20 protein-coding genes and 1 rRNA gene are annotated in these 20,536 nt (G+C 65.2%); 12 read left to right on the plus strand and 9 right to left on the minus strand.

The genetic code is table 11. The features are described from left to right. The coding region (locus AC1D14_RS21990; protein WP_476969179.1) for a phage holin family protein at positions 1 to 390 on the plus strand (390 nt) is incomplete at its 5' end. Beyond that, on the plus strand, positions 387 to 983 hold the full coding sequence (locus AC1D14_RS21995; RefSeq protein ID WP_230117072.1) for a DUF3618 domain-containing protein: 597 nt from the start codon (positions 387 to 389) through the stop codon (positions 981 to 983). The genes AC1D14_RS21990 and AC1D14_RS21995, both read left to right, overlap by 4 nt. Before the next feature lie 143 nt (positions 984 to 1,126). On the opposite strand, the gene AC1D14_RS22000 is transcribed toward AC1D14_RS21995, so the two are convergent. Then, a complete protein-coding gene (locus AC1D14_RS22000; RefSeq protein WP_230117071.1) occupies positions 1,127 to 2,539 on the minus strand; it encodes an aminotransferase-like domain-containing protein in 1,413 nt (470 codons plus the stop codon). Here AC1D14_RS22000 and AC1D14_RS22005 point away from each other — a divergent pair. The 7 genes from AC1D14_RS22005 to AC1D14_RS22035 all read left to right on the plus strand — a co-directional run bounded on the left by AC1D14_RS22005 (position 2,538) and on the right by AC1D14_RS22035 (position 9,912). Next, on the plus strand, positions 2,538 to 3,482 hold the full coding sequence (locus AC1D14_RS22005; protein WP_476969180.1) for a DMT family transporter: 945 nt from the start codon (positions 2,538 to 2,540) through the stop codon (positions 3,480 to 3,482). The genes AC1D14_RS22000 and AC1D14_RS22005 overlap by 2 nt on opposite strands. A gap of 44 nt (positions 3,483 to 3,526) precedes the next feature. Then, positions 3,527 to 4,168 (plus strand): FMN-binding negative transcriptional regulator, encoded by a 642-nt coding sequence (locus tag AC1D14_RS22010; protein WP_230117069.1) that lies wholly within the window; start codon positions 3,527 to 3,529, stop codon positions 4,166 to 4,168. Positions 4,169 to 4,315: 147 nt separating this feature from the next. Further along, entirely contained in the window at positions 4,316 to 5,215 is a 900-nt protein-coding gene (locus AC1D14_RS22015) for an HNH endonuclease (protein ID WP_476969181.1), read from the plus strand. A 195-nt stretch (positions 5,216 to 5,410) separates the two neighbouring features. Beyond that, the gene (locus AC1D14_RS22020; RefSeq protein WP_230117067.1) at positions 5,411 to 6,847 is read left to right on the plus strand and encodes a flotillin family protein; all 1,437 of its coding nucleotides are present in this window, start codon (positions 5,411 to 5,413) and stop codon (positions 6,845 to 6,847) included. Further along, a complete protein-coding gene (locus AC1D14_RS22025; RefSeq protein WP_476882477.1) occupies positions 6,840 to 7,088 on the plus strand; it encodes a hypothetical protein in 249 nt (82 codons plus the stop codon). Before AC1D14_RS22020 ends, AC1D14_RS22025 begins: the two co-directional genes overlap by 8 nt. Before the next feature lie 206 nt (positions 7,089 to 7,294). Next, complete coding sequence (locus AC1D14_RS22030; RefSeq protein ID WP_230117066.1) at positions 7,295 to 8,521, plus strand: glycosyltransferase family 4 protein; 1,227 nt, start codon at positions 7,295 to 7,297, stop codon at positions 8,519 to 8,521. Beyond that, on the plus strand, positions 8,518 to 9,912 hold the full coding sequence (locus tag AC1D14_RS22035; protein WP_230117065.1) for a UDP-glucose dehydrogenase family protein: 1,395 nt from the start codon (positions 8,518 to 8,520) through the stop codon (positions 9,910 to 9,912). Before AC1D14_RS22030 ends, AC1D14_RS22035 begins: the two co-directional genes overlap by 4 nt. 98 nt (positions 9,913 to 10,010) lie before the next feature. Here the strand turns inward: AC1D14_RS22035 and AC1D14_RS22040 are convergent, their stop codons facing one another. Together AC1D14_RS22040 and AC1D14_RS22045 are read right to left on the minus strand one after the other, a co-directional pair. Continuing rightward, positions 10,011 to 11,351 carry an alpha-amylase family glycosyl hydrolase gene (locus AC1D14_RS22040; RefSeq protein WP_476969182.1) on the minus strand — a complete coding sequence of 447 codons (1,341 nt, stop codon included), beginning with the start codon at positions 11,349 to 11,351 and terminating at the stop codon, positions 10,011 to 10,013. Between the two features lie 79 nt (positions 11,352 to 11,430). Beyond that, complete coding sequence (locus AC1D14_RS22045) at positions 11,431 to 12,684, minus strand: plasmid pRiA4b ORF-3 family protein (protein ID WP_476969183.1); 1,254 nt, start codon at positions 12,682 to 12,684, stop codon at positions 11,431 to 11,433. Positions 12,685 to 12,838: 154 nt separating this feature from the next. On the opposite strand from AC1D14_RS22045, the gene AC1D14_RS22050 reads away from it, so the two are divergent. Then, complete coding sequence (locus tag AC1D14_RS22050; RefSeq protein WP_476969184.1) at positions 12,839 to 14,995, plus strand: putative bifunctional diguanylate cyclase/phosphodiesterase; 2,157 nt, start codon at positions 12,839 to 12,841, stop codon at positions 14,993 to 14,995. Here the strand turns inward: AC1D14_RS22050 and AC1D14_RS22055 are convergent. Together AC1D14_RS22055 and AC1D14_RS22060 are read right to left on the minus strand one after the other, a co-directional pair. Then, a complete protein-coding gene (locus AC1D14_RS22055; RefSeq protein WP_476969185.1) occupies positions 14,985 to 15,155 on the minus strand; it encodes a hypothetical protein in 171 nt (56 codons plus the stop codon). The two genes, AC1D14_RS22050 and AC1D14_RS22055, sit on opposite strands and share 11 nt — an antisense overlap. A gap of 28 nt (positions 15,156 to 15,183) precedes the next feature. Beyond that, the gene (locus AC1D14_RS22060; protein ID WP_230117061.1) at positions 15,184 to 15,483 is read right to left on the minus strand and encodes an excalibur calcium-binding domain-containing protein; all 300 of its coding nucleotides are present in this window, start codon (positions 15,481 to 15,483) and stop codon (positions 15,184 to 15,186) included. 206 nt (positions 15,484 to 15,689) lie between these two features. Between AC1D14_RS22060 and AC1D14_RS22065 the strand changes: the two genes are divergently transcribed. After that, complete coding sequence (locus AC1D14_RS22065; protein WP_476969186.1) at positions 15,690 to 16,481, plus strand: hypothetical protein; 792 nt, start codon at positions 15,690 to 15,692, stop codon at positions 16,479 to 16,481. 57 nt (positions 16,482 to 16,538) lie between these two features. Here the strand turns inward: AC1D14_RS22065 and AC1D14_RS22070 are convergent, their stop codons facing one another. The 3 genes from AC1D14_RS22070 to AC1D14_RS22080 all read right to left on the minus strand — a co-directional run bounded on the left by AC1D14_RS22070 (position 16,539) and on the right by AC1D14_RS22080 (position 19,516). Next, positions 16,539 to 17,393, minus strand: a complete 855-nt coding sequence (locus AC1D14_RS22070) for an SDR family NAD(P)-dependent oxidoreductase (protein ID WP_230117058.1) — start codon at positions 17,391 to 17,393, stop codon at positions 16,539 to 16,541. A 144-nt stretch (positions 17,394 to 17,537) separates the two neighbouring features. Continuing rightward, positions 17,538 to 19,067: a CBM96 family carbohydrate-binding protein gene (locus tag AC1D14_RS22075; protein ID WP_476969187.1), complete on the minus strand. Its 1,530-nt coding sequence runs from the start codon at positions 19,065 to 19,067 to the stop codon at positions 17,538 to 17,540. 215 nt (positions 19,068 to 19,282) lie between these two features. Next, the gene (locus tag AC1D14_RS22080) at positions 19,283 to 19,516 is read right to left on the minus strand and encodes a hypothetical protein (RefSeq protein ID WP_476882478.1); all 234 of its coding nucleotides are present in this window, start codon (positions 19,514 to 19,516) and stop codon (positions 19,283 to 19,285) included. 21 nt (positions 19,517 to 19,537) lie between these two features. On the opposite strand from AC1D14_RS22080, the gene AC1D14_RS22085 reads away from it, so the two are divergent. After that, positions 19,538 to 20,119: a dihydrofolate reductase family protein gene (locus AC1D14_RS22085; protein WP_230121526.1), complete on the plus strand. Its 582-nt coding sequence runs from the start codon at positions 19,538 to 19,540 to the stop codon at positions 20,117 to 20,119. Positions 20,120 to 20,315: 196 nt separating this feature from the next. On the opposite strand, the gene rrf is transcribed toward AC1D14_RS22085, so the two are convergent. Further along, positions 20,316 to 20,432, minus strand: a 5S ribosomal RNA gene (gene rrf / locus AC1D14_RS22090). Between the last annotated feature and the right edge of the window lie 104 nt (positions 20,433 to 20,536).

A 20,536-nucleotide genomic window follows, 5' to 3' on the forward strand; every position in this document is an offset into this window, starting at 1 on the left:
GCCAAGGCGGATTCGACGTCCCTGGGAGATCTCCTGGGTGAAGTCACCCGGGACCTGTCCACCCTGATCAGGCAGGAAATAGAACTCGCCAAGGCCGAACTGAAGCAGTCCGGCACCCGGGCCGGCAAGGGCGGCGGCATGCTCGCCGGCGCCGGCGTGGCCGGGCACTTCGTGCTCCTGTTCCTGTCCATCGCCCTCTGGTACGCCCTCGGTGAACTGATGGGCCTCGGCTGGTCCGCCGTCGTCGTTGCAGTCATCTGGGGCATCATCGCCGCGGTCCTCGCATCGGTAGGACGCAAGGAACTCAAGGCCATCAAGGGCATGCCCCAGACCGTTGAGACCGTCCAGGAAATCCCGCCCACCCTGAAACCCAATGGAGACCACCGATGAGTGAAAACCCGGACGCCATCCGCGCCGACATCGAAACGACCCGCGCACGCCTCGGCACCAACGTGGACGCGGTCGCCGACAAAGTATCACCGTCCAACATCGTCCACAGGCAGACTGACAAGGTCAAGGACGCCGTCTTTGGAGTGAAGGAGAAAGTCATGGGAGCTGCGGACCACGCCTCAGGCAACGTCCATTCGGTCTCGGGCACCGCCGGATCCGCAATCGGCGACGCCGGCGCGGCCATCAGCGACGCCCCGCACAAGGCAGCGGTGAAGACGCAGGGCAACCCGCTGGCAGCCGGGCTGATCGCGTTCGGTGCGGGCCTGCTTGTCTCGGCCCTTATCCCGCCGAGCGAGAAGGAACGGGAGGCTGCCGACGCCCTGAAGACCGCAGCGGAACCGGTCACCACGCAGCTGACCGAGGCCGCCAAGGACATGGCCCAGGGCTTGAAGGAACCGGCCCAGGAAGCCATGGAGAACGTCAGGGCGACCGCTACCGACGCTGCTGACCACGTCAAGGGAGAGGGCCAGGCGGCAGTCTCAGACGTCAAGTCCAGCGCCACGGATGCGAAGGACCACGTGCAGAACACCTAAGGTCCAACTCCTTAGGACCTGAAGCACGACGACGGCCGCCTCACCTTCGGGTGGGGCGGCCGTTTCACGTGCCGGGACTTCCGCCAGGACCGCAGCGGACGCATTCCAAGCGGATGACGGCCTCCTGCGTCGCTGCCCGATTCTTAGAGGCCGTTGCGTTCGATGGCCTGGCCAATAATGCGGGCCCCTTCCGGGAAGGCACCCGGGTTGGGTCCGGCGTAGTTGAGTCGGATGAAGGGCCCCGCCGGTTCGGCCGGGAACCATTCGGTGCCGGCGGCGATGATGACTCCCGCACTCTCGCAATCGCGGGTGAGCTGCTCGAGGTCGGTCCCGTCCGGCAGGCGCGCCCAGAGGTTCAGACCCCCCTTGGGAACCTGCTCGATGTGCGCCTGCGGGGCGTGCTCGCGCATGCTGGTGACCAGCAGGTCCCGGCGAGACTCAAGCTGGTGGCGGAGGCCGCGCAGGTGCGTCTGCCACCCGGGCTGCGTCACGACGTCGAGCGCTGCCGCCTGAAGCAGGCCGCTGACGTACATCGATTCCGCCGCCCGGTCGGCCAGGATGCGTTCGCGCGCCGGGCCGCGGGCGATGACTGCGGCGACACGGATCGCCGGGGATACGCTCTTCGTCAGAGAGCGAAGGTAAACAACGTGGCCGGAGTCGTCGCGCGCTGCGATGGGCACGGGGGTCGTCGTGATGCCGAAGTCATGGGCCCAGTCGTCCTCCACAAGGAACGCACCGTTCTCGCGTACGACGTCCAGGACTTGTTCGCCCCGCCGGGCGGGCCATTGCGCCCCGGTGGGGTTCGCGTAGTTGGGCTGTGCGTAGAACACGCGAGCGCCGGTCTCGTCAAAGGCGCGGGCCAGTTCTTCCGGCTCCGGACCGTCGGGGCCGCTGGGCACCGGGACTACGCGCACACCGGCCTGCGCGGCGGCCAGGATGGCGCCCCAATACGAGGGCGATTCCAGCAGCAGCGGCTGCCCCGTGCCCACCAGTGCGCTGAAGATGGAGCTCAGCCCGCTTTGGCTTCCAGGGAGTACGACGACGTCGCTCGGGTTCGGCGGTGTGGTCCCCGCCGGCGTCGAGGTGCCGAGCTCGTGTGCGAACCAGGACTGAAGCTCCGGCAGGCCGGCGGCGGGCGGACGGGACAGGGCTGCATCGCCGCGGGCCGCGCGCACGAGGGCGGCGCGCACGAGCCGCTCCGGCAGGAGTTCGCGGTCCGGGTAACCGGAGTGGAAGGAGATCGCATCATTCGGCACGGTGCGCATGGTGCTGGAGGCCGGGGGCAGCGGTGCCAGAGGTGACCGCAGCGCCGCAGTCTGCCAGCCGTAGTCGGACGGGCGTGCGGTCCGGACAGCCCGCACAAAGGTCCCGACGCCCGGCCGGCTCTCGATCAGGCCCTGCGCCGTGAGGGTCTGCAGGGCCTTCTGCACCGTCACGGGGCTGGCCTGGTATTCGGCCACCAGTGACCGCGTGGACGGCAGTCTGGATCCCGGTGCGGCCTTGGCGATCCATTCCCGCAGTCGCGTCGCTATCCGGGAACTGCTATCGTTGTTCATGAGAGACAATAGTAGCGCTACTACGCTTATTCGGCCAGTGATATCGCCACGACAACCCACGGGTCTGTGGTGGGGCCTCATCGGAGTAGCGGCCTTCTCTTTCACCGTTCCCTTCACCCGGGTGGCTGTCGCTGGACTGTCGCCGTTGTTCATCGGGTCCGGCCGGGCGGTCGTAGCCGCGGTCTTGGCCGCCTTCGCCCTCGCACTCACTCGGCAGCGACTCCCACGCGGCATGCAGTGGGCCCGACTCGCGGTGGTGGCCGCCGGCGTCGTCGTCGGTTTTCCCCTGCTCACGTCCTTCGCGCTTGCCACCACCCCCGCCAGCCACGGCGCCGTGGTGATTGCTCTTCTCCCGGCCGCGACGGCCACGGCGGCGGTTCTCCGTGGGCGCGAGCGTCCACCGCTGGCGTTCTGGCTCATCGCCGGCGTGGGCGCGCTGGCGGCCATCGTCTTCGCTTCCATGCAGTCCGGCGGCCTCGGGCAGCTGCACTGGGCGGACGTGCTGCTCCTCGGTGCCGTGGTGGCTGCGGCCATCGGCCACGCCGAGGGCGGCCTGCTGGCCCGCGAGCTCGGCGCGTGGCAGACGGTGTCCTGGGCCCTCGTCCTCGCATCGCCGCTGATGGTGTTCCTCGGCGCCCTCTCCGTGGCTCAGCAGCCGCCTTCCGCTACCCCGGTCCAGTGGCTGGCCTTCGCCTACCTCGGCGTCGTGAGCATGTTCCTTGGCTTCTTCGCCTGGTACCGCGGCCTGGCCATCGGACCGATGGCCCAGGTCAGCCAGGTCCAACTCATCCAGCCGGTCCTGAGCATCTGCTGGGCCGGGCTCCTGCTGGGCGAGAGCCTGACCTGGACCACCATCATCGGCGGCCTCGCCGTCATCCTCTGTGCCGGCATCGCGATCCGCGAACGGCTCAACCCGCCGCGCCGCCCGGCACAGAATCCCTGACGATTCAGACCCAACAGATCCTTAATCCAACAAAGGAAGTCCCCATGTACGTCCCAACGCATTTCGCAGCCGGCCCCGACGCAATCCATGATCTACTCACGCGGCCCGCCGCTGCCAATCTGGTCACTATGACCTCGCAGGGCCTGCTCGCCACACTGCTGCCGTTCGTCTTTGAGCCCTCGATTGGTGAACACGGCGCGCTGCACGGGCACCTTGCACGAAACAACGCCCAGTGGTCCGAACCCGCGATCGGGGAGGCACTCGCAATCCTCCAGGGCGCGGACGCCTACATCTCGCCCTCCTGGTACCCATCGAAGGCCGAACACGGACGCGTCGTGCCAACCTGGAACTACTCCACCGCCCATGTGTACGGCAAGCTGGTTATCCACGACGACCCGGCCTGGCTCAGCCATCACGTGAGGCGGCTGACCGACCTCAACGAAGCCGAGGCCGAGCGGCCCTGGTCCGTGGACGACGCACCTGAGCGCTACGTGTCCGGCCAGCTGCGCGCCATCGTGGGCGTCGAACTGCTGATCACAAGGATCGACGCGAAGACCAAACTCAGCCAGAACCGGCCCGACGCCGACGTCGATGGCGTCGTGGCAGGACTTAGGGCCCGAGGCCAAGCTGCGAGCGCGGCCGATGTGGAACGGGCAAATTCAGCCCGGCCGTCAGTCCGTGATTAGGACGCAGGTCTCCGTCTCCCGGGCGGGGCTCCGGGCGGCGCCGGTTGAAGACCCGTCCCGCGGCCACGGATCCCCCGTAGTTGACGGACCAAGGGGCCTTAGTCCGGGCACGAGCATGCCGGGCAAAAACACTGGAAGAATGGACGTATGACAGCCATCCTCCTGGCGTGGGACCCGGACCGCAGGAACGGCTGGAACCATGCCGCCGCCGTCGAACTGGTCACGGAAACGGGCCAGTGCCTGGCCACGTGGAGCGTGGCTGGCCAAGCGGACATCCGTTCCGGCACGGAAGCCTGGCTATGGCTGCAGGCCCGAACCCGCAGCGGGCTCCTCGGCCACGGCACGGTGGTCTCGGAGGACCTGCCGGTTGAGACACCAGATGAGCCGCCCGTCCGGACCGGCGGCGGGGAGCCTGAACTGGCTGCCACCGCGATGCGGCAGATCCGGGTGGACTTTGACGCTCTGCTGCCCGTCGGCGACCAGGTGCCGCCCCATGTTCTCGCTGAAGCCCTGCCCGGTCTGAACTGGGACGGCCAGGACCTGCCGGACATCTTCCTCGACGTGCTCGACGCGGCGCGTATTCGGAACGTATGGAAGGAGTTCGGCCCGGCTCCTGCCTCGGACCCCACCCATCCCGTGCCCGGCACGTACCCTGAGAGCGCTGTCAGCCGGGTGCAGGTTAACCGGTACGAGCGCAGCCCTGACGCGCGGCGGATCTGTGTGGCGCACCATGGGGAAAACTGCGCCGCCTGCGGCTTTTCCTTCGAAGCTGCCTACGGCGAGGCTGGCAGGGGCTTCATCCACGTCCACCACATCGTTCCGGCCTCCCAGGTCGGCGGCGAGTACCAGCTGGATCCGGTCGCGGATTTGGTGCCGCTGTGCCCGAATTGCCACGCCGTGGCGCATCTGGGGGTGGGCACGCCGCGCACCGTGGCCGAGCTGAGGCGGATCATGGCCGGGGCCGGTTACCTGGCCGGGCAAATGGTGGCCGCGGAAGAGATTGAGGCCCAGCGGAACGCCCGGCTCATCCTGGAACAGCAGGAGTAGGCGCCGGTCGCCCCGGCCCCGGGGCCTCGCCGTCGTTCCGCAAGGGCCGGAAGACCCAAGTACCAAGGCGTCCTGAAGGTGTTCCGCAAATCGCTGGACTTCCGGATACCGGGCCGACAAGACTGTCTCTTAAGCAGGCAATCAGCTCCGCCGGCTCGACTCTTACCTTTTTCAATGACGTGAAAGGAAATACTCGTGGAGGCTCTGTCAGCTTTCTTCCCGCTAATATCGATCATCCTTGGGGTGCTGGTTGGCGTCGGCGCTATTTGGCTGGCCGTAAAACTGATGTGGAAGGTGGCCGAACCCAACGAGGCGCTCATCATTTCCGGCCTGACCCGCGGAACCCTTGAGAGCACGGACGGGATGGACTTCAAGATCGTTACCGGGAAAGGTGCGCTCGTGGTTCCGGGGCTGCAGACCGTCAGGGCCTTGTCCCTGACACTGAATGAAACCGAGCTCAAGGTTTCCTGTGTCACGTCCCAAGGCATCCAGGTCATTGTGGACGGTGTGGTCATTTACAAAATCGGCGATGCGCCCGCCTTCATTGCCAACGCGGCCAGAAGGTTTCTCGGCCAGCAGCCCAAAATGGAAAGCCAGGTCTACAACGTCTTCGAGGGCCATCTCAGGTCCATCATCGGCAGTATGACGGTGGAGGAAATCATCCGCGAGCGCGACAAGCTCGCGTCCCAGGTCCGCGGCGCCAGCGGCGTGGAAATGGAAAAGCTCGGCCTGGTGGTTGATTCGCTCCAGATAAAGGACCTGCAGGATCCCACGGGGTACATCCAAAATATCGCGAAGCCGCACATTGCACAGGTCAAAATGGAGGCCCGCATCGCCGAGGCCACCAGGAACCGGGAGGCGGCAGAGAAGGAAGCCGAAGCTGCGGCGCAGATCGCAGACGCCCAGAGCGTTTCGGCCATCAAGCAGTCCGTTGCCCAGGCCAATGCCGAACGTGCCAGGGCCAACGCGGCCCAGGCCGGACCGCTGGCGGACGCCACGGCGCGGCAGCAGGTGGTGGTCCAGGAGACCGAAGTGGCCAAGCTCGAGGCGGACCGCGAGGAACAGAAACTGCAGACCAGCATCCGCAAACCCGCGGACGCCAAGGCCTACGCCCAGCGCACCGAGGCGGAGGCTCAGAAGTCCGCTGACATCAGCGCCGCCGAAGCACGGGCCAAGCGGACCGAGCTCGAAGCGCAGGCCAACGCCCGGCGCGTGGAAGTCGAGGCGCAGGCCAACGCCACGGCCGCCGCTGCCATCGCGGGGGCCACCCGCGTGACAGGTGAAGCCGAAGCGGCCGCCACCAAAGCCCGCGGCGACGCAGCCGCGTCGGCAATCAAGGCCAAGGCCCTGGCGGAGGCGGACGGCATCAAGGCCCGCGGCGAGGCACTCGAAACCAACCAGGACGCCGTGATCGCCCAGCAGCTGGCGGAGAACATGCCGGCAATCGTGGCTGCCGCCGCAGAACCGTTCGGCCACGTCGGCCAGATGACGGTCCTTAACGGCGCGGACGGCGTCAACAGCATGCTCGGCGGCATCCTCTCCCAGGCCGGCACGTTCCTTCCCCGCCTTTCCTCGGCGCTCAAGAACGGTCAGGATCCTGCCAAGCATGCCCCGAAGCCTCCCAGTGCATAGGAATGTGGACCGGAGCCTCACCGGAAAGATCGGCAGGGTCACCGGGCGGATCGGGCCGGGCACCATCGGCGAAGTGATGCTTCCGTTCCGCGGCGGAACCAACGCCTTCCACGCGCACCCGTTCGATAAGACCAGCATCTTCCCGGTCGGTGACAAGGTCCTCGTCATTTACTTCGAGCCGCCGCAGACCGTGTATGTGGACGAGCTGCCGGACGTCCTGAGGTCCGACCCCGCCGGTTGAGCCTGCCGAAACCCCGGCCGTCCGCCGTTTGAGCCCGTCGAAACCCTGGCCGTCGAAACCCGGTCTGCTGCCGGTTGAGCCCGTCGAAACCCCGGTCGCCCGCCGGTTGAGCCCGTCGAAACTCTGGCCCTCCTGTTAACCCAACCTTCCCCTTACCGTCACGCCGCCTCCCCCACAACGTCAGACGCCGGGCACACCGTGGAGGGGTGAGGATCGCAATAGTCGCTGAATCTTTCCTGCCGCTGATGAACGGGGTTACGCACTCCATCCTGCGGGTGCTGGAGCATCTGCAGGAGCGGGGAGACGAGGTGATGGTGATTGCGCCGTCGACGTCGGACACAGATGTTCTGGACGTTGTTTACGGCGCGTTTGTGCACCGGCTCCCCTCCGTCCCGCTGGCCGGGTACACGAATCTCCGAGTGGCGCTGGGCGGTGTGAACCGGGTCAAGAGAATCCTTGCCGATTACGCACCGGACGTGGTCCACCTGGCGTCACCGTTTGTACTCGGCTGGCGGGCAGCGCAGGCGGCGCAACAGCTCGGCATCCCGAGTGTGGCGATTTACCAGACCGAGGTTCCCAGCTACGCGGCGCGGTACGGGGTCCCCTTCCTCGAGAACTGGGCGTGGAACCGGGTGGAGAACATTCACCTGCTGGCCTCCCGGACGCTGGCGCCCTCCACTTTCGCGCTGAACCAGTTGCGCGGCCGCGGGATTCCGCGGGTGGACATGTGGCGGCGCGGTGTGGATACCGCGCGGTTCTCGCCAGAAAAGCGCGACGACGGCTGGCGGGCTTCCGTGGCTCCCGGCGGTGAACGGATCATCGGCTATGTGGGCAGGCTGGCCATCGAGAAGCAGGTGGAGGACCTGGCGGTGCTGGCCGACATCCCCGGCACCCGGCTGGTCGTTGTGGGTGACGGGCCGCAGCGTGCCGCCCTGGAAGAGGCTCTTCCCGGTGCCGTGTTCGCGGGGTTCCTCGGCGGCGAGGAGCTGGCCCGGGCGGTGGCATCCTTCGACCTGTTCGTGCATCCGGGCGAGTTCGAGACGTTCTGCCAGACCATCCAGGAGGCCATGGCATCGGGTGTGCCGGTGGTGGCCACAGGCCGCGGCGGGCCGCTGGATCTAGTGGAGAACTCCCGCACCGGGTGGCTGTACGAACCCGGCGATCTGGCCGGACTGCGCCGGCACGTCGTGGACCTGATGGGCGACGACGCCAAGCGCCGTGCGTTCGCGGCGGCGGCGCACGCTTCGGTCCAGGGCCGGACGTGGCCGGCGCTCAGCGCGGAACTGGTCCGGCATTACAAGGCAGTCATCGCCGGCACACCGGTTTCGACGGGCCCTACCAGCGAAATCTACAACCTCCCGCCGGTTGAGCGTCTCGATCCCGAGGCCCTCCGCACCAACCCCGCCCGCAGCACCGAAGGAGCCGCCCTGTGAAAATCTCCGTGATCGGCTGCGGCTACCTCGGCGCCGTGCACGCCGCCACTCTCGCCTCGATGGGCCACACCGTGGTGGGGATCGACGTCGACCCCGCCAAGGTGGACCATCTCGCCAGGGGCACCGCGCCCTTCTTCGAGCCTGGGCTGGACGAGCTCCTCAGCGACGGCCGCACCACCGGCCGGCTCACCTTCTCCACGGACTTCGCCGACGCCGCAGACGCCCGGGTCCACTTCCTCTGCGTGGGCACCCCGCAGTCCAAAACCTCCGACGGCGCCGACCTCAGCTACCTGGTCTCCGCCACCCGAACGCTCCTTCCGCACCTGGGCCGCGGTGCCGCCGTCGTCGGTAAATCGACCGTGCCCGTGGGCACCGTCGACATGCTCGGCAAGATGCTCGCCCGCCGGCCTGACGTCCTGCTCGGCTGGAACCCGGAGTTCCTGCGACAGGGAACCGCGGTAAAGGACACGCTGGTGCCGGACCGGCTCGTGTACGGCGTGGCGGGCGGCAAGGAATCCGCCTTCGCGCGAGGGAGCGGAATTGCGCGGGGTGTGACCGCCGTGCTGGATGCCGTCTACGAGCCGCTGCTGTGCGCTGGCATTCCGAGGCTGGTCTGCAACTTCGCCACGGCGGAACTGATCAAATCGGCGTCGAACGCGTACCTGGCCACGAAGGTCAGCTTCATCAACGCGATGTCCGAGTTGTGTGATGCCTCCGGCGCTGACGTGAGCGAGCTCAGCGAGGCGATGGGCCTTGATCCGCGTATCGGGAACCGGTATCTGCACGCGGGTCTGGGGTTCGGCGGCGGCTGTCTTCCGAAGGATATCCGTAGCCTCAAGACGCAGGCTTCTTCACTGGGCGTTGGTGCGGTGAGCGACTGGATGGGGCTGGTGGATTCCATCAACACTGGGCAGCGGAGCCGGACGGTGCACCTCGCCCGTGACCTCTGCGACGGGCACCTGGCCGGGCGGACGGTGACCGTGCTGGGCGCCGCGTTCAAGCCGGACACTGACGACATCCGCGACTCCCCCGCCCTGGACGTCGCCCTCCAACTCGCTGCGGCCGGGGCGCACGTGACGGTGACGGACCCCAAGGCCATCAACAACGCGTGGATGCGCTACCCGCAGCTGCGCTTCGAGTCAGCTCCTGGGCGGGCGCTGGAGGGTGCCGAACTGGTGCTGTTGCTGACCGAGTGGGACCAGTACCGCACCATGTCGCCGGCCCTCGTTGGGCAGCTGGTACGACGGCGGACGGTGCTGGACGCACGCAACGTGCTGGACGCTGCGGCTTGGGAAGCGGAAGGCTGGACAGTGCGCGGGCTGGGGACGAACGCACGGCCGGTTGCGGCGCCGGTTTCGACAAGCTCAACCAGCGGCAGCCAGACCCGTTGATCGAGCCTGTGTCCCCCTGATCAAGCCTGTATTTCGCTGATCGAGCCTGTCGAGATCAAGGGACAGCCGGTTTCGACAAGCTCAACCAGTGGCGTTGCTCATGCACCGGAGGTGCCCAGCACCGCCCACCCATAAGCCGGCAGACTCACAGCGTCCCTGCCTGGCTGTTTCTCGCCCCGGCCTGCCAGCAACCCTGTAGCCGGCTTGGGCACAGCCAGTCGGGCCGGTTCACCGGACAGGTTCAGGGCCACGACCAGGGCGCCGCCGTTGGCGCGGGCTTCGAAAACAAGGTGCTCGTTGCTGAGGGTCAGAACCTCGGTGTGCGCGCCGTGCAGCCACGGGTGGCGCCGGCGGAGGCTGATCAGTTCCTGGTGCACGTGGTAGACGGGCCGCCCCACCGTTGCCAGATCCGAGGGCGCGGCGGGGAAAGCCGGCCGGACGGCGTCGTCTCCCCCGGCTCTGTCCTCCTTGACGCCGCGGAATGCCTGCTCGTCGCCGTAGTAGATGGAAGGCGTTCCCCCGATTGTCAGGAGTACGGTGAGGGCGAGCGGCAGCAGGTCCGGATTCTCCAGCTTGCTCGCGATGCGGGTGACGTCGTGGTTCCCTACGAAGGTCAGGGGCACAAAGGTATCGAGGAACCTGTTGTGCCGTTCCAGTGCCGCCGCGAGCTCGTAAAAGTTACCGTCGTTGAGTGAGCTCCAGATGGCCTTCCAGAGTTCATACTGCGTGACCGAATCCAGGGTGCTCGCGCGCACTTCCGCCGCGTAGTCCCCGTGAATGTACTCCCCGAGGAAATACGCCTCCGGATACTCGCGCCGTACCTCCGCCAGGACAGGCTTCCAGAACGACGGCGGGACCGCGTACGCCGCGTCGAGGCGCCACCCGTCGGCGCCGCGGCCGAGCCAGTGCTTCATCACGTCCGTGACGAAGTGGGCGACCTCGGGTTCTTCGTGGTTCAGCGCCACTAGGTGATGGTGGCCCTCGAAGTCTTCGTACTCTGGCTCGCTCCCCGGGGACCAGGCGGAGTCCGGCCATGTCAGCCGGAACCAGGAGGCCGTGGCTGCCTGCGGGCCTTCGGCGAGAACGCGCTGGAACGGCTCGAAGCTGCGGCCGGTGTGGTTGAAGACGCCGTCGAGCAGGACCTTGAGACCCCGCGCGTGCGCCTGCGCAATCAGTTCGTCAAAGTCGGCGTCGTCGCCCAGGCGGGGGTCGATGGTGTAGTAGTCCGTGGTGTCGTATCCGTGCGATTCCGACGAAAAGACGGGACCGAGCGCCAGCCCGGACGCCCCGAGCTCCAACACATAGTCAAGCCACGGGAGCAGCTGCCCGAGGCGGTGGGTCACCGGTTGTTCCGGGGCCACCCCGGGTTCGGCCCCGACGAAGCCGAGCGGATACACCTGCCACCAGATGGCGTGCTGGACCCATTCGGGCTCGGTCATAAGGAATCCTTCCGTCAAAGCCCAAACATACCCTGAGGTTCTGACAAGAATGGGAACACTTCCGGCGGGACGGCGCCCCCTAGTCACCCAGAAGCGACTCGACTTGGAGCAGGAACTTCAGTCCGCCGTCAGTGAGCACAGGCGGCTTGGTCCAGCGCGGCTCGGGATGAACCAGGTCGAGACATTCCAGCGTCCACCGGATGTCAAGGTAAAGATCCTGGGCCAAGTCAAGAGGGACGGAGTTTCCGGAAGTCATCGGGAACCCCGCTCGCTCCAGCGAATCGGCAATGATCCGCTCGCGCCTGTCCCCCGCCGGCGTGGAACCGTCGATCATCCACTGGACCACGAGTGCGGTCACCAATCTCATGGCGTCTTCTTTCGGGAAAGCCACTCGCTCGACGATGTAGTCCCAAAGTGGCCGCCCGCCGTCGTGCATTTTTCGAGCCGCAGGCGTCAGGTGAAGGCGCCCTTTCAGCTTCCTGATGAGCTTCCACGCCTGCAGCTGTTCACGGAGACGCAGAACGGGCAACGTCTGGACCTCGCGGTTCGCTTTTCCCGGCCACCTATACTCCCACCCGAGCTCATCCATCGTCTGCCGGACCACGGCCGGTTTGAGGTAGCCGTCCTTGGTGAGTTCCAGACCGGCCGGAGGCATCTGGCCAAGCAACCAGAGGACGGGACGGAGCACGGCACTGAGTTCAGCGTCGGAAAGCGGTTCCGGCCACATTTTCCGGCTCAGCGCGCGAAGCCGCCTGTTGATGTCGGCCAAGTCCACAAATGAGGGGTTAAACGTGCCGCCACCGTCACCGGTCGCGAACTTGTACCAGGCCGCCATCTCCTGATGATCGTGGTGGCCCGGATCGGCCAGGACTTCGATCAGCCGCCGGTATCCGCCGATTCCGCCGGAGTCCTCCACCGGGCCGCGGTTGGCGCCCTCCACACAAATCATGGTGCAGGCCGGTACCGAGGCCTCACCCAGGACTTCGACTTCGTGAATCCATGAGTCACCGAAGTCATACTCGTACTCCAGTTTCGCGGGGCCTGGATTGCGGGTGTCCGCCAGTTCAAAGAGCACGACGCCGGACGCGGGCTCCGCGTCGGTGTCCTCTGCCGCTTCACTAGGTCCCATGATGCTTCGGTAACTGCCGTGGCGGTCGACGGCGGTGATGGCGTAGAGGTGCCGGTTCTCCCAGCCGAAGGCCACCTGGATGGCGCTGTGAAGTTCGGGAACAGTAATGGTCTCCGGGACGTGCAACCGGCGCCAGATAAGTGGTTCGGTGCCCCGGATGCTGATGCGGAGATCGTAGGCTGGGACAGTGCCGGCTGGTTCCATGCTGGCTATTTTGCCAGAGCGTGCCGGGTCGGATGCTCCGGTTGATTGGCTGGCGGACACCGCGGGGTAGAGCCTGTCAGGTCAGCCCTCTATGATTTCCCCAAGGGGGTTGGCACTCAATGAAGGATTCGTGGTCTCACACGGTGGTCGGTTAATGGATGCTCCTTTGCGGCCCGAGCAGCATGAGGATCCGCGTCCGCGCTACCAGGCAATCTTCGATGCGCTTCCGGACGCCGTGCTGGTCATCGCCGAGGACGGCGTCATCAGCTTGGCCAACACCGCGGCGGAAACCATGTTTGGGTATACGCGGCAGGAGCTGGTCGGCCAGAATCACCGCTTCATCCTTGCTGAAGGTTTTCGCGACGGCTTCGAGCGGCTCTTCGCCAGCCTCCGCCGCGGGCACGGAACGGCCGACGGCGCCGCGGGCCACCATCCGTTTGAGACCTATGGCCTCCGCCGCGACGGCACAGAGTTCCAGGGCGAGGTGGCCTGTTCCCTGCTCGGCTCGGAGCAGGGCGCTTCCATGACCGTGGCCGTACGAACCACAGCGCACCGCAAGGAGGCCGACGCCGGGTTGCGGGAGGCAATGTCGTTGCTCAGCGCCACATTGGAGTCGACGGCCGACGGCATCCTGGTGGTGGGCTCGGACGGCCAAATCGCCGGCCTCAACGATCAGTTTGTGTCCATGTGGGGAATTCCGCGTGAGCTGTTGGCCACGCATGACGACGAGGCTGTGATGGGGTTCGTGCTGGGTCAGCTCTCAGACCCCGCGACGTTTCTGGACAAGGTGCATGAGCTCTACACCCATCCCACCGCTGAAAGCCACGACGTCCTTGAGTTCATTGACGGGCGAACGTTCGAGAGGTATTCGCGTCCGCAGAAGGTTGACCACCAGGTAGTTGGCCGGGTGTGGAGCTTCCGCGATGTAACACCGCGGCGCAAAGCGCAGGAGCAGGCCCGGCAGGCGTTGTCGGACCTTGCGGCGCAGGCGGCCCAGCTCAAGGCGATGGCGTTCCAGGACCCGTTGACCGGGCTGGCCAACCGCAAGCTGTTCCACGACCAGCTGACCGAGGCCCTGCACGGCGAGTGCAGTGCCGCCGTCGACGTCCTTCTCCTGGATCTGGACGACTTCAAGGAGGTCAACGACATTCTGGGCCACCACGCCGGGGACCAGATGCTGATCGAGGTGGCCCGGCGTTTGCGGTCCTGCGTTGGGTCCGAGGACACTGTGGCCCGTCTCGGCGGCGACGAATTCGTGGTGCTCCTGACGGGTTCGCAGGACGCAGAGTCGGTGGCGGCATGCATTGTGGAATCCCTGAATGTGCCGGTATGGATCGAGGGGGCCATGCTGCGGCCCAGCCTGAGCCTGGGACTCGCTTCAATGAGCCAGGATGCTGTAGTCGCTTCGGAGCTGCTGCGCCACGCAGACGTGGCCATGTATGCGGCGAAGGCTGCCGGCAAGAACCGCTACATGCGGTTTGAACCTGAGATGATGACGGCGCTAGTCCAGCGGACTGACATGGAGGCCGGCCTGCGGCTCGCCGTGGACAACGGCGAGCTCACGGTCAACTTCCAGCCCATCGTGTCACCTCTGCTTGAATCCGTGACCCAGTTCGAGGCGCTTGCCCGGTGGGACCGGGACGGGGAGAGGATCCCGCCGTCGCTGTTCATTCCGGCGGCGGAGCGCAGCGGGCTGATGTCCGCCATCGGCACGCATATGCTGCAGGAAAGCTTCACCCAGCTGCGGCCCTGGCTCGCCGGCGACCCCAGACACTCCCTGGCGGTGAACGTTTCCGGAACGCAGTTGAAGGAGCGCGACTTCGCCGATGGTGTGCTCTGCCTTGCGGAATCCTGCGGCATGGACGCCAGGCAGCTCGTGCTGGAAGTCACGGAGAGTGTGTTCTTCGACCCCGATGAGCACGTCATCGAGCAGTTGGGCTGCCTGCGCCGGGCGGGTGTGAGGGTGGCGCTGGATGATTTTGGAACCGGCTATTCATCGCTGGGCCGGCTTCAGGACCTGCCCGTGGACGCCGTGAAGATTGACCGGTCCTTTGTCTCCATGATCCGAACGGGCGCGGAGAAGCTGCCGATTCTCAGTTCCATGATCAACATGGCCCACAGCCTGGGCCTGACCGTCACGGCGGAAGGCGTCGAGACGGCAGCCCAGGCCGCCTATCTGACGGACCTGCGCTGCGATTCTATGCAGGGCTACCTGTTCTCCCACCCGGAACCCGAGACAGGACTGGAACTCGCCATCCTGCGGTCGGCGGACGCCATCGACGCGCTGGAGGAGCTCCGGCTCAAGCGGTGAGGGCAGGCCGCTGGTTGAGCCTGCCGAAACCCTGGATCTCGACAAGCTCGATCAGCGGGGGCCGGTTGAGGCTGCCGAAACCCTGGATCTCGACAAGCTCGATCAGCGGGGGCCGGTTGAGCCTGCCGAAACCCTGGATCTCGACAAGCTCGATCAGCAAAGTCTCAACTCCACGAGCGCCCGAGCAATTACCGCTTCTCGCAGGAGATGCCGTCGTTGTCGCGGTCAAGGTCGTATTCGCGGAGATAGCGCTTCGGTGCACCGTCGTTGTACGCGTAAACAGTGTTATTGACCGTGAAGTTAGTGACTGGTCTGCCGGAGGTCCGGTCCCGGGCGCCCTTCCTTCCCACACCGTGGGGATAGACGCGGTTGAGTTCAGTGCAGTTCTTGTACGACCTCGGTGCCGGGGCAGCATTTGCCGGCACGGAAACAGTCAACAGCAGGCCCGCGGCCGCCACAGTTGCCACGAGAATTATCTTCACGCTCATAAGAATGACTCCCCCATTGAAAAACGCCTCCGGCCACTGGTCGGCGGGAGCTAGAGGAATGCTATCCCATGCCGGCGCTCCTTCAGCGCTGGCAGAACGAAATACTTGCATTAGCCGTGTCATATTTCGAGGAACCATTGACGACGGATCGGCCGGTGCTACGCTCGCCTCACACTTCGCACACCTTGTGAATTAATGGGGCATCAATGAACACGAGCCAGTACTTCAGCGCGCGCAAAAGCGCTTTCCTCGACGGACCAGCTGCCCGCGCACGCGTCAAATGGCTGGCCCTGCCAAGCCTGCTGCTGCTGCTGACAGTGACCGCCTGTGGCAATGGAGCGGCGGCCCGCAGCAGCGTTCTGGCCAACGGTGGCACTGGGCAGCCGCAGGTAGCCACGGAAACTCCTTCAGAGAGCACGCTGGCAATGACCCCGTGTGCGTCAGAAAAGGACCAGATGCCGCAGTCGTCGGAGGCCTTCATCTGCACCAAGGACGCCTCCGGCCAGCTCGTGTGGCTCGAAGCATCCGCCTCCAAAGCCGTCACGGACCAGCGGGCTGCGGACGTTTTAGCCAAAGCTGCCAAGGCCAAGGCCGCTGCCACGAAAGTGGCCGCTGCCAAGGCCGCAGCGAAGGCTGCGGCCGACAAGGCCGCGAAGCTGGCAGCCGAAAAGGCTGCGGCAAAGAAAGCTGCCGCGGACGCCGCGGCCGCCCGAGTTGCGTCGCAGCGAGCTGCCGAGGCTCGAGCTGCACGGGATGCAGCCGCCGCCCAGGCCGCGGCGGAACAGGCTGCCCAGCAGGCGCTGGTAGCGCCTCCGGGGCCGGCGGCATCGGACTGCGACCCTAACTACTCGGGCGCATGCGTGCCCATCGCATCAGACGTCGACTGTTCAGGGGGCAGCGGCAACGGCCCCGCCTACGTGCAGGGACCGGTCCAGGTCGTTGGCACTTATATCTACCGGTTGGACGGCAACCACGACGGCTACGGCTGCGAGGGCTGACCCCGGCCACTGGTTGGGCCTGTCGAAACCCTGGATCTCGACAAGCTCGATCAGCGGCTACCGGCGGTCGAGCTCAGGCCTCTCCACGGGCTCCTCTGCCTTGACCATCTCCGCGCTCCGGTCCCACAGCTCCCGCGCGATCTCAGCGTCGTACGCCTGTTTGTTGGCCTTCGCCAAGGCCCGCTTGGCGTAGTACGCACCGGGCACCCAGTCCTGGCCGGGGGTTGACGTGGCGAGCCACACCAGCGTGTCGGCGCCCTGTTCTGAAGTCAGCAGGAAGCGGTTGAGGAATGTCTTGTAGGCGTGCCGCATCCAGCTGGTCGAGTCCGCGGCGAAGTTGGTGGCGACAACGCCGGGATGGAAGGCCGCCGTCGAAATTCCTGCCGCGCCGAAGCGGTTCTGCAGCTCCGACGTGAACAGGATGTTCGCGAGTTTGGCCGTGCCGTAAGCGCGGTTCGTCGAGTACTTCCGGGCGGATTGGAGGTCGGCCAGATCAAGGTTCCCGAACGCGTTGGCGCCACTGGCGGTGTTGATGACCGTTGCGCTGCTGGCCACCAGCACGTCCATGAGTTCAGTGGTAAGCAGGAACGGGGCCAGGTGGTTGATTTGGAAGGTCTTCTCGTAGCCATCCACGGTGAGCTCGCGCTGGCCCATGATGCCGCCGGCGTTGTTGACCAGCACATCAATCCGCGCGTACTTTTCCTTCAGCGCGGTGGCCAGGTCACGCACCTGCGACAGCTCGGCGAAGTCGCTGATGAAGTAATCGGCTCCCAGCCCGGCGGCCACCGCCTTGGTCTTTTCGGGAGAACGGCCGACGACGACGATCCGCTCGCCTGCCTTCGCCAGGTTCCGCGCGGCTGCTGCGCCGATACCGTCGCTGGCTCCGGTGATGACGATGGTGCGCTGGGGCATGAATTGTCCTTTGACGTCGGTGGTTGAACGTGCGGGGAACCTGGAATACCTGCCCCACATCCCGCTCACACAACGACATCCGGCCGGGTTATGTTCCGCGGCCGGATGTCGGGTATTTCAACGGGCACTGAGAATGTGAGATGACTATATATTCAACGGCCCCCTCAGGCTAAGCGCGTTGCCAGCATTGAGCAATTTCGGGCCGATCCCCAGCATTTCCTCGGTTGATCGCAACAACGAGTAGTGGCTGTAGGAGCCCTGCACAACCGTGCCCGTGACCACCGACGGTGCCACGACGAAATTGGGGAGGGGCGTGTCTTCGTCGAAAAGCACAAATACGGCGGTACGTCCTGCCTGGTAGCTCTGGCTGGCCAGGATGATGGGCAGCCATCTGGAAAGCCAGGTGTCGCCGGTAGCGATGCTGCAGTCATGCATGTCATTGCAGACGTTCGGGGTGAGGAAGGAGAAAGCCGGCAGGGTGTTGTTGGCGAGGTCCCCGGCAAGGTTTCCCGAAGTCGTGGTACCCATGGGCACGTTGTTGGAGGCACAGGCGGTTCTGTCCCCCGGTCCCTGGTAGTAAATTTCGGGGTTGTGCCGTTCCGCGTACAGGCCGGACGCACTCAGTCTGCAGTTCGATGGCATGTCTTCCATATAGCTCTTCTGCGACTGGCCCGAAGCCCTCACTTGCCGGAAGATGTTGTCGGCTGTTATCGGTGGCAGGCCGCTCGGATTGGAGTCTGACGTGACGCCCTGGGTGCTCCCGGATGTCATGGCCAGATAGCTTGGTAGCGACGGCAAGCCTAGTCCCGCGTCACTCCAGGTGGACACTGAGGCACACAGCCTGGCGGTTTGTGTCATGTACGGCGCGTTGGCGCTCCCGATGACCTGCGAGTACGTCTTGTTCTCGAAGAGCACCCAGATGACATGGTCGTATGTCGCCGGCGGTGCTGCCGTCTGTCCGCAGGCATTTGTTGCCGGAGGTGGTGGTGGCGGGGGCGGCGGAGGTGGAGGTGGTGGAGGTGGCGGCTCTGTGCCAGTCGTGAGAATCAGTTGGGGACGGCGCGTGGCGTCGGAGGTTTCCTTCGAACTGTAGATGACGCCGTCGGACGAAGTGTTATTGATCCTGAACGAGTAAGTGCCGTCTCCCCTAACAACGCTGAATACATCAATTTCCACAAAGGTGTTGATGGTAACGGCTCCGCGCGATGCCACAACCGTAGTCTCGGCCACCGGCGCGTTGTTGAAGTTGATCGTGCTTTCTGTCCATGAGTTGTTCAGAACACGGCGGAACTGACCACCCAGGTTGGAAGGGTCGGCAACGAACAGCCTGAGTTTCGCAGCGGTGACGTTGGTCCCGGCACCGGATACGGTGAATTTCAAGAACGACATTTCCACCGGCGAATTGTCGGCCTTAAGGCCAGTTGCCGTGCCGTAGTTGGTAGTGGGAGTGTCACGCTTGACGACAGCGTCCGCCGAAGCGGGAAACGTCAATGTGGCAGCTTCCGCCGGCCCAGCAATGATGGAAACTGTGGCCGCTAGAAAAAGAGTTGCGGCCACGGATATCCAACGTTTGCGCAAATGCGCGTATCCAGGCCGACGTTTTTTTGGATTGTTGCCTAAGGCATATTCTTTGGGATTTTTGTTGCCGAAGGCAAAGTTCGATTTGAGGCTCATCGTGGGACTCCTAAGTCCGATTCACACACCCCCAATGCCTTGAGCCCACATTAAGCCCTAATGGCCAGTAGGGATCCAAAGAATTTAATGCAAAAATGCACAGCGCAAATGAACATGCGCAAAAATGCGCTGCACATTTGTATTCCCCGAATAGAATATTGGTATTCCATTCGCGGCATAAACATCTCAACTGCGAAAACATTGTTAATGGCTCTTCATAATCCAGGGTGTAGCAGCGGCCTGAAGCCGCCGGTCTCGAGCAGCGATCCCGCGATGTAGTGGGTGAAGTTGCGGAACCCGAGGGCGGAGCCGCGGAGGTGTTCGAGTCGGAGGTCGGCGCCGGTGTGCAGGGTCCTCCTGGCGGCGTAGAGCGTGTCGTCCTTGTGACCGCGGTAGCCGTGGATCGCGAGTTGGACCCGACACCGGAACGACTCGCTAATATGGGGCACACCAAAGCAAAGGAGAGCCCCGTGGGCAAGGTGGTCATGTACAGCTCGGTGTCGGTGGACGGCTTCCTCGCGGACGAGAACGACCAGCCCGGACCGCTGTTCGACTGGTTGTCCAGCGGTGACGTCCCGTTGGACGAGAGCGGCGAGGTGAAGGTGTCGCAGACGTCCTACGACTACACCCGGCCGTACTGGGACCAAATCGGGGCGACCATCGTCGGCCGCCGCGTCTTCGACATGACGGACGGCTGGGACGGGAAGCCTCCGGGCGGAGTCGACCACGTGGTCGTCGTGACGCACCGGCCGAAGCCCGAGGGCTGGGACCCCGAGGCGCCGTTTCACTTCGTCGACGGCGTCGAGGCAGCCGTGGCTAAGGCGCAGGAGCTCGCGGGTGACCGCATTGTCGAGGTCGCCGCTGGCGACGTCGGTGGCCAGGTGCTAGCCGCGGGCCTGGTCGACGAGGTGCGCATGGACGTCGTACCCGTCGTGTTCGGGTCCGGCAAGCGCTACTTCGGGTCGGTCCACGCACAGCACCTGTTGGAGGATCCCGACGTGGTGATTCAGGGCAACCGGGTGCTTCACCTGCGCTATCGGGTGCGCCGTTGACCGATCTGAGCGGGTACGCGAATAAGTCCACTGCGAACGGTGACACAAGATCGGGCCTCCGGCTGCGTTTGCGCATCGCTGCCCCGGGACCGACGCACCAGCCAACATCCAGCCAGCGATTACACCCTCAACTGTGAAAAGCCTGTTAACTGCGGGAGGACCCCCAACGTGGTTGGGGGTCCTCGACCTAATGGTTGTCCGGCGGTGACCTACTCTCCCACACCCTCCCGGGTGCAGTACCATCGGCGCTGTGGGTCTTAGCTTCCGGGTTCGGAATGGGACCGGGCGTTTCCCCCACGCTATGACCGCCGTAACCCTTGTACCCGAACCCCCTGGGGGGGGTTGGGAAATCTGGTGGTTACAACTTCCTGTGCCGTTCCTCTCTTTCGAGGGCGGGCCCAGGGTGTGGTGTTGTGT

This window comes from Arthrobacter sp. P1_B11 (genome assembly GCF_056406715.1).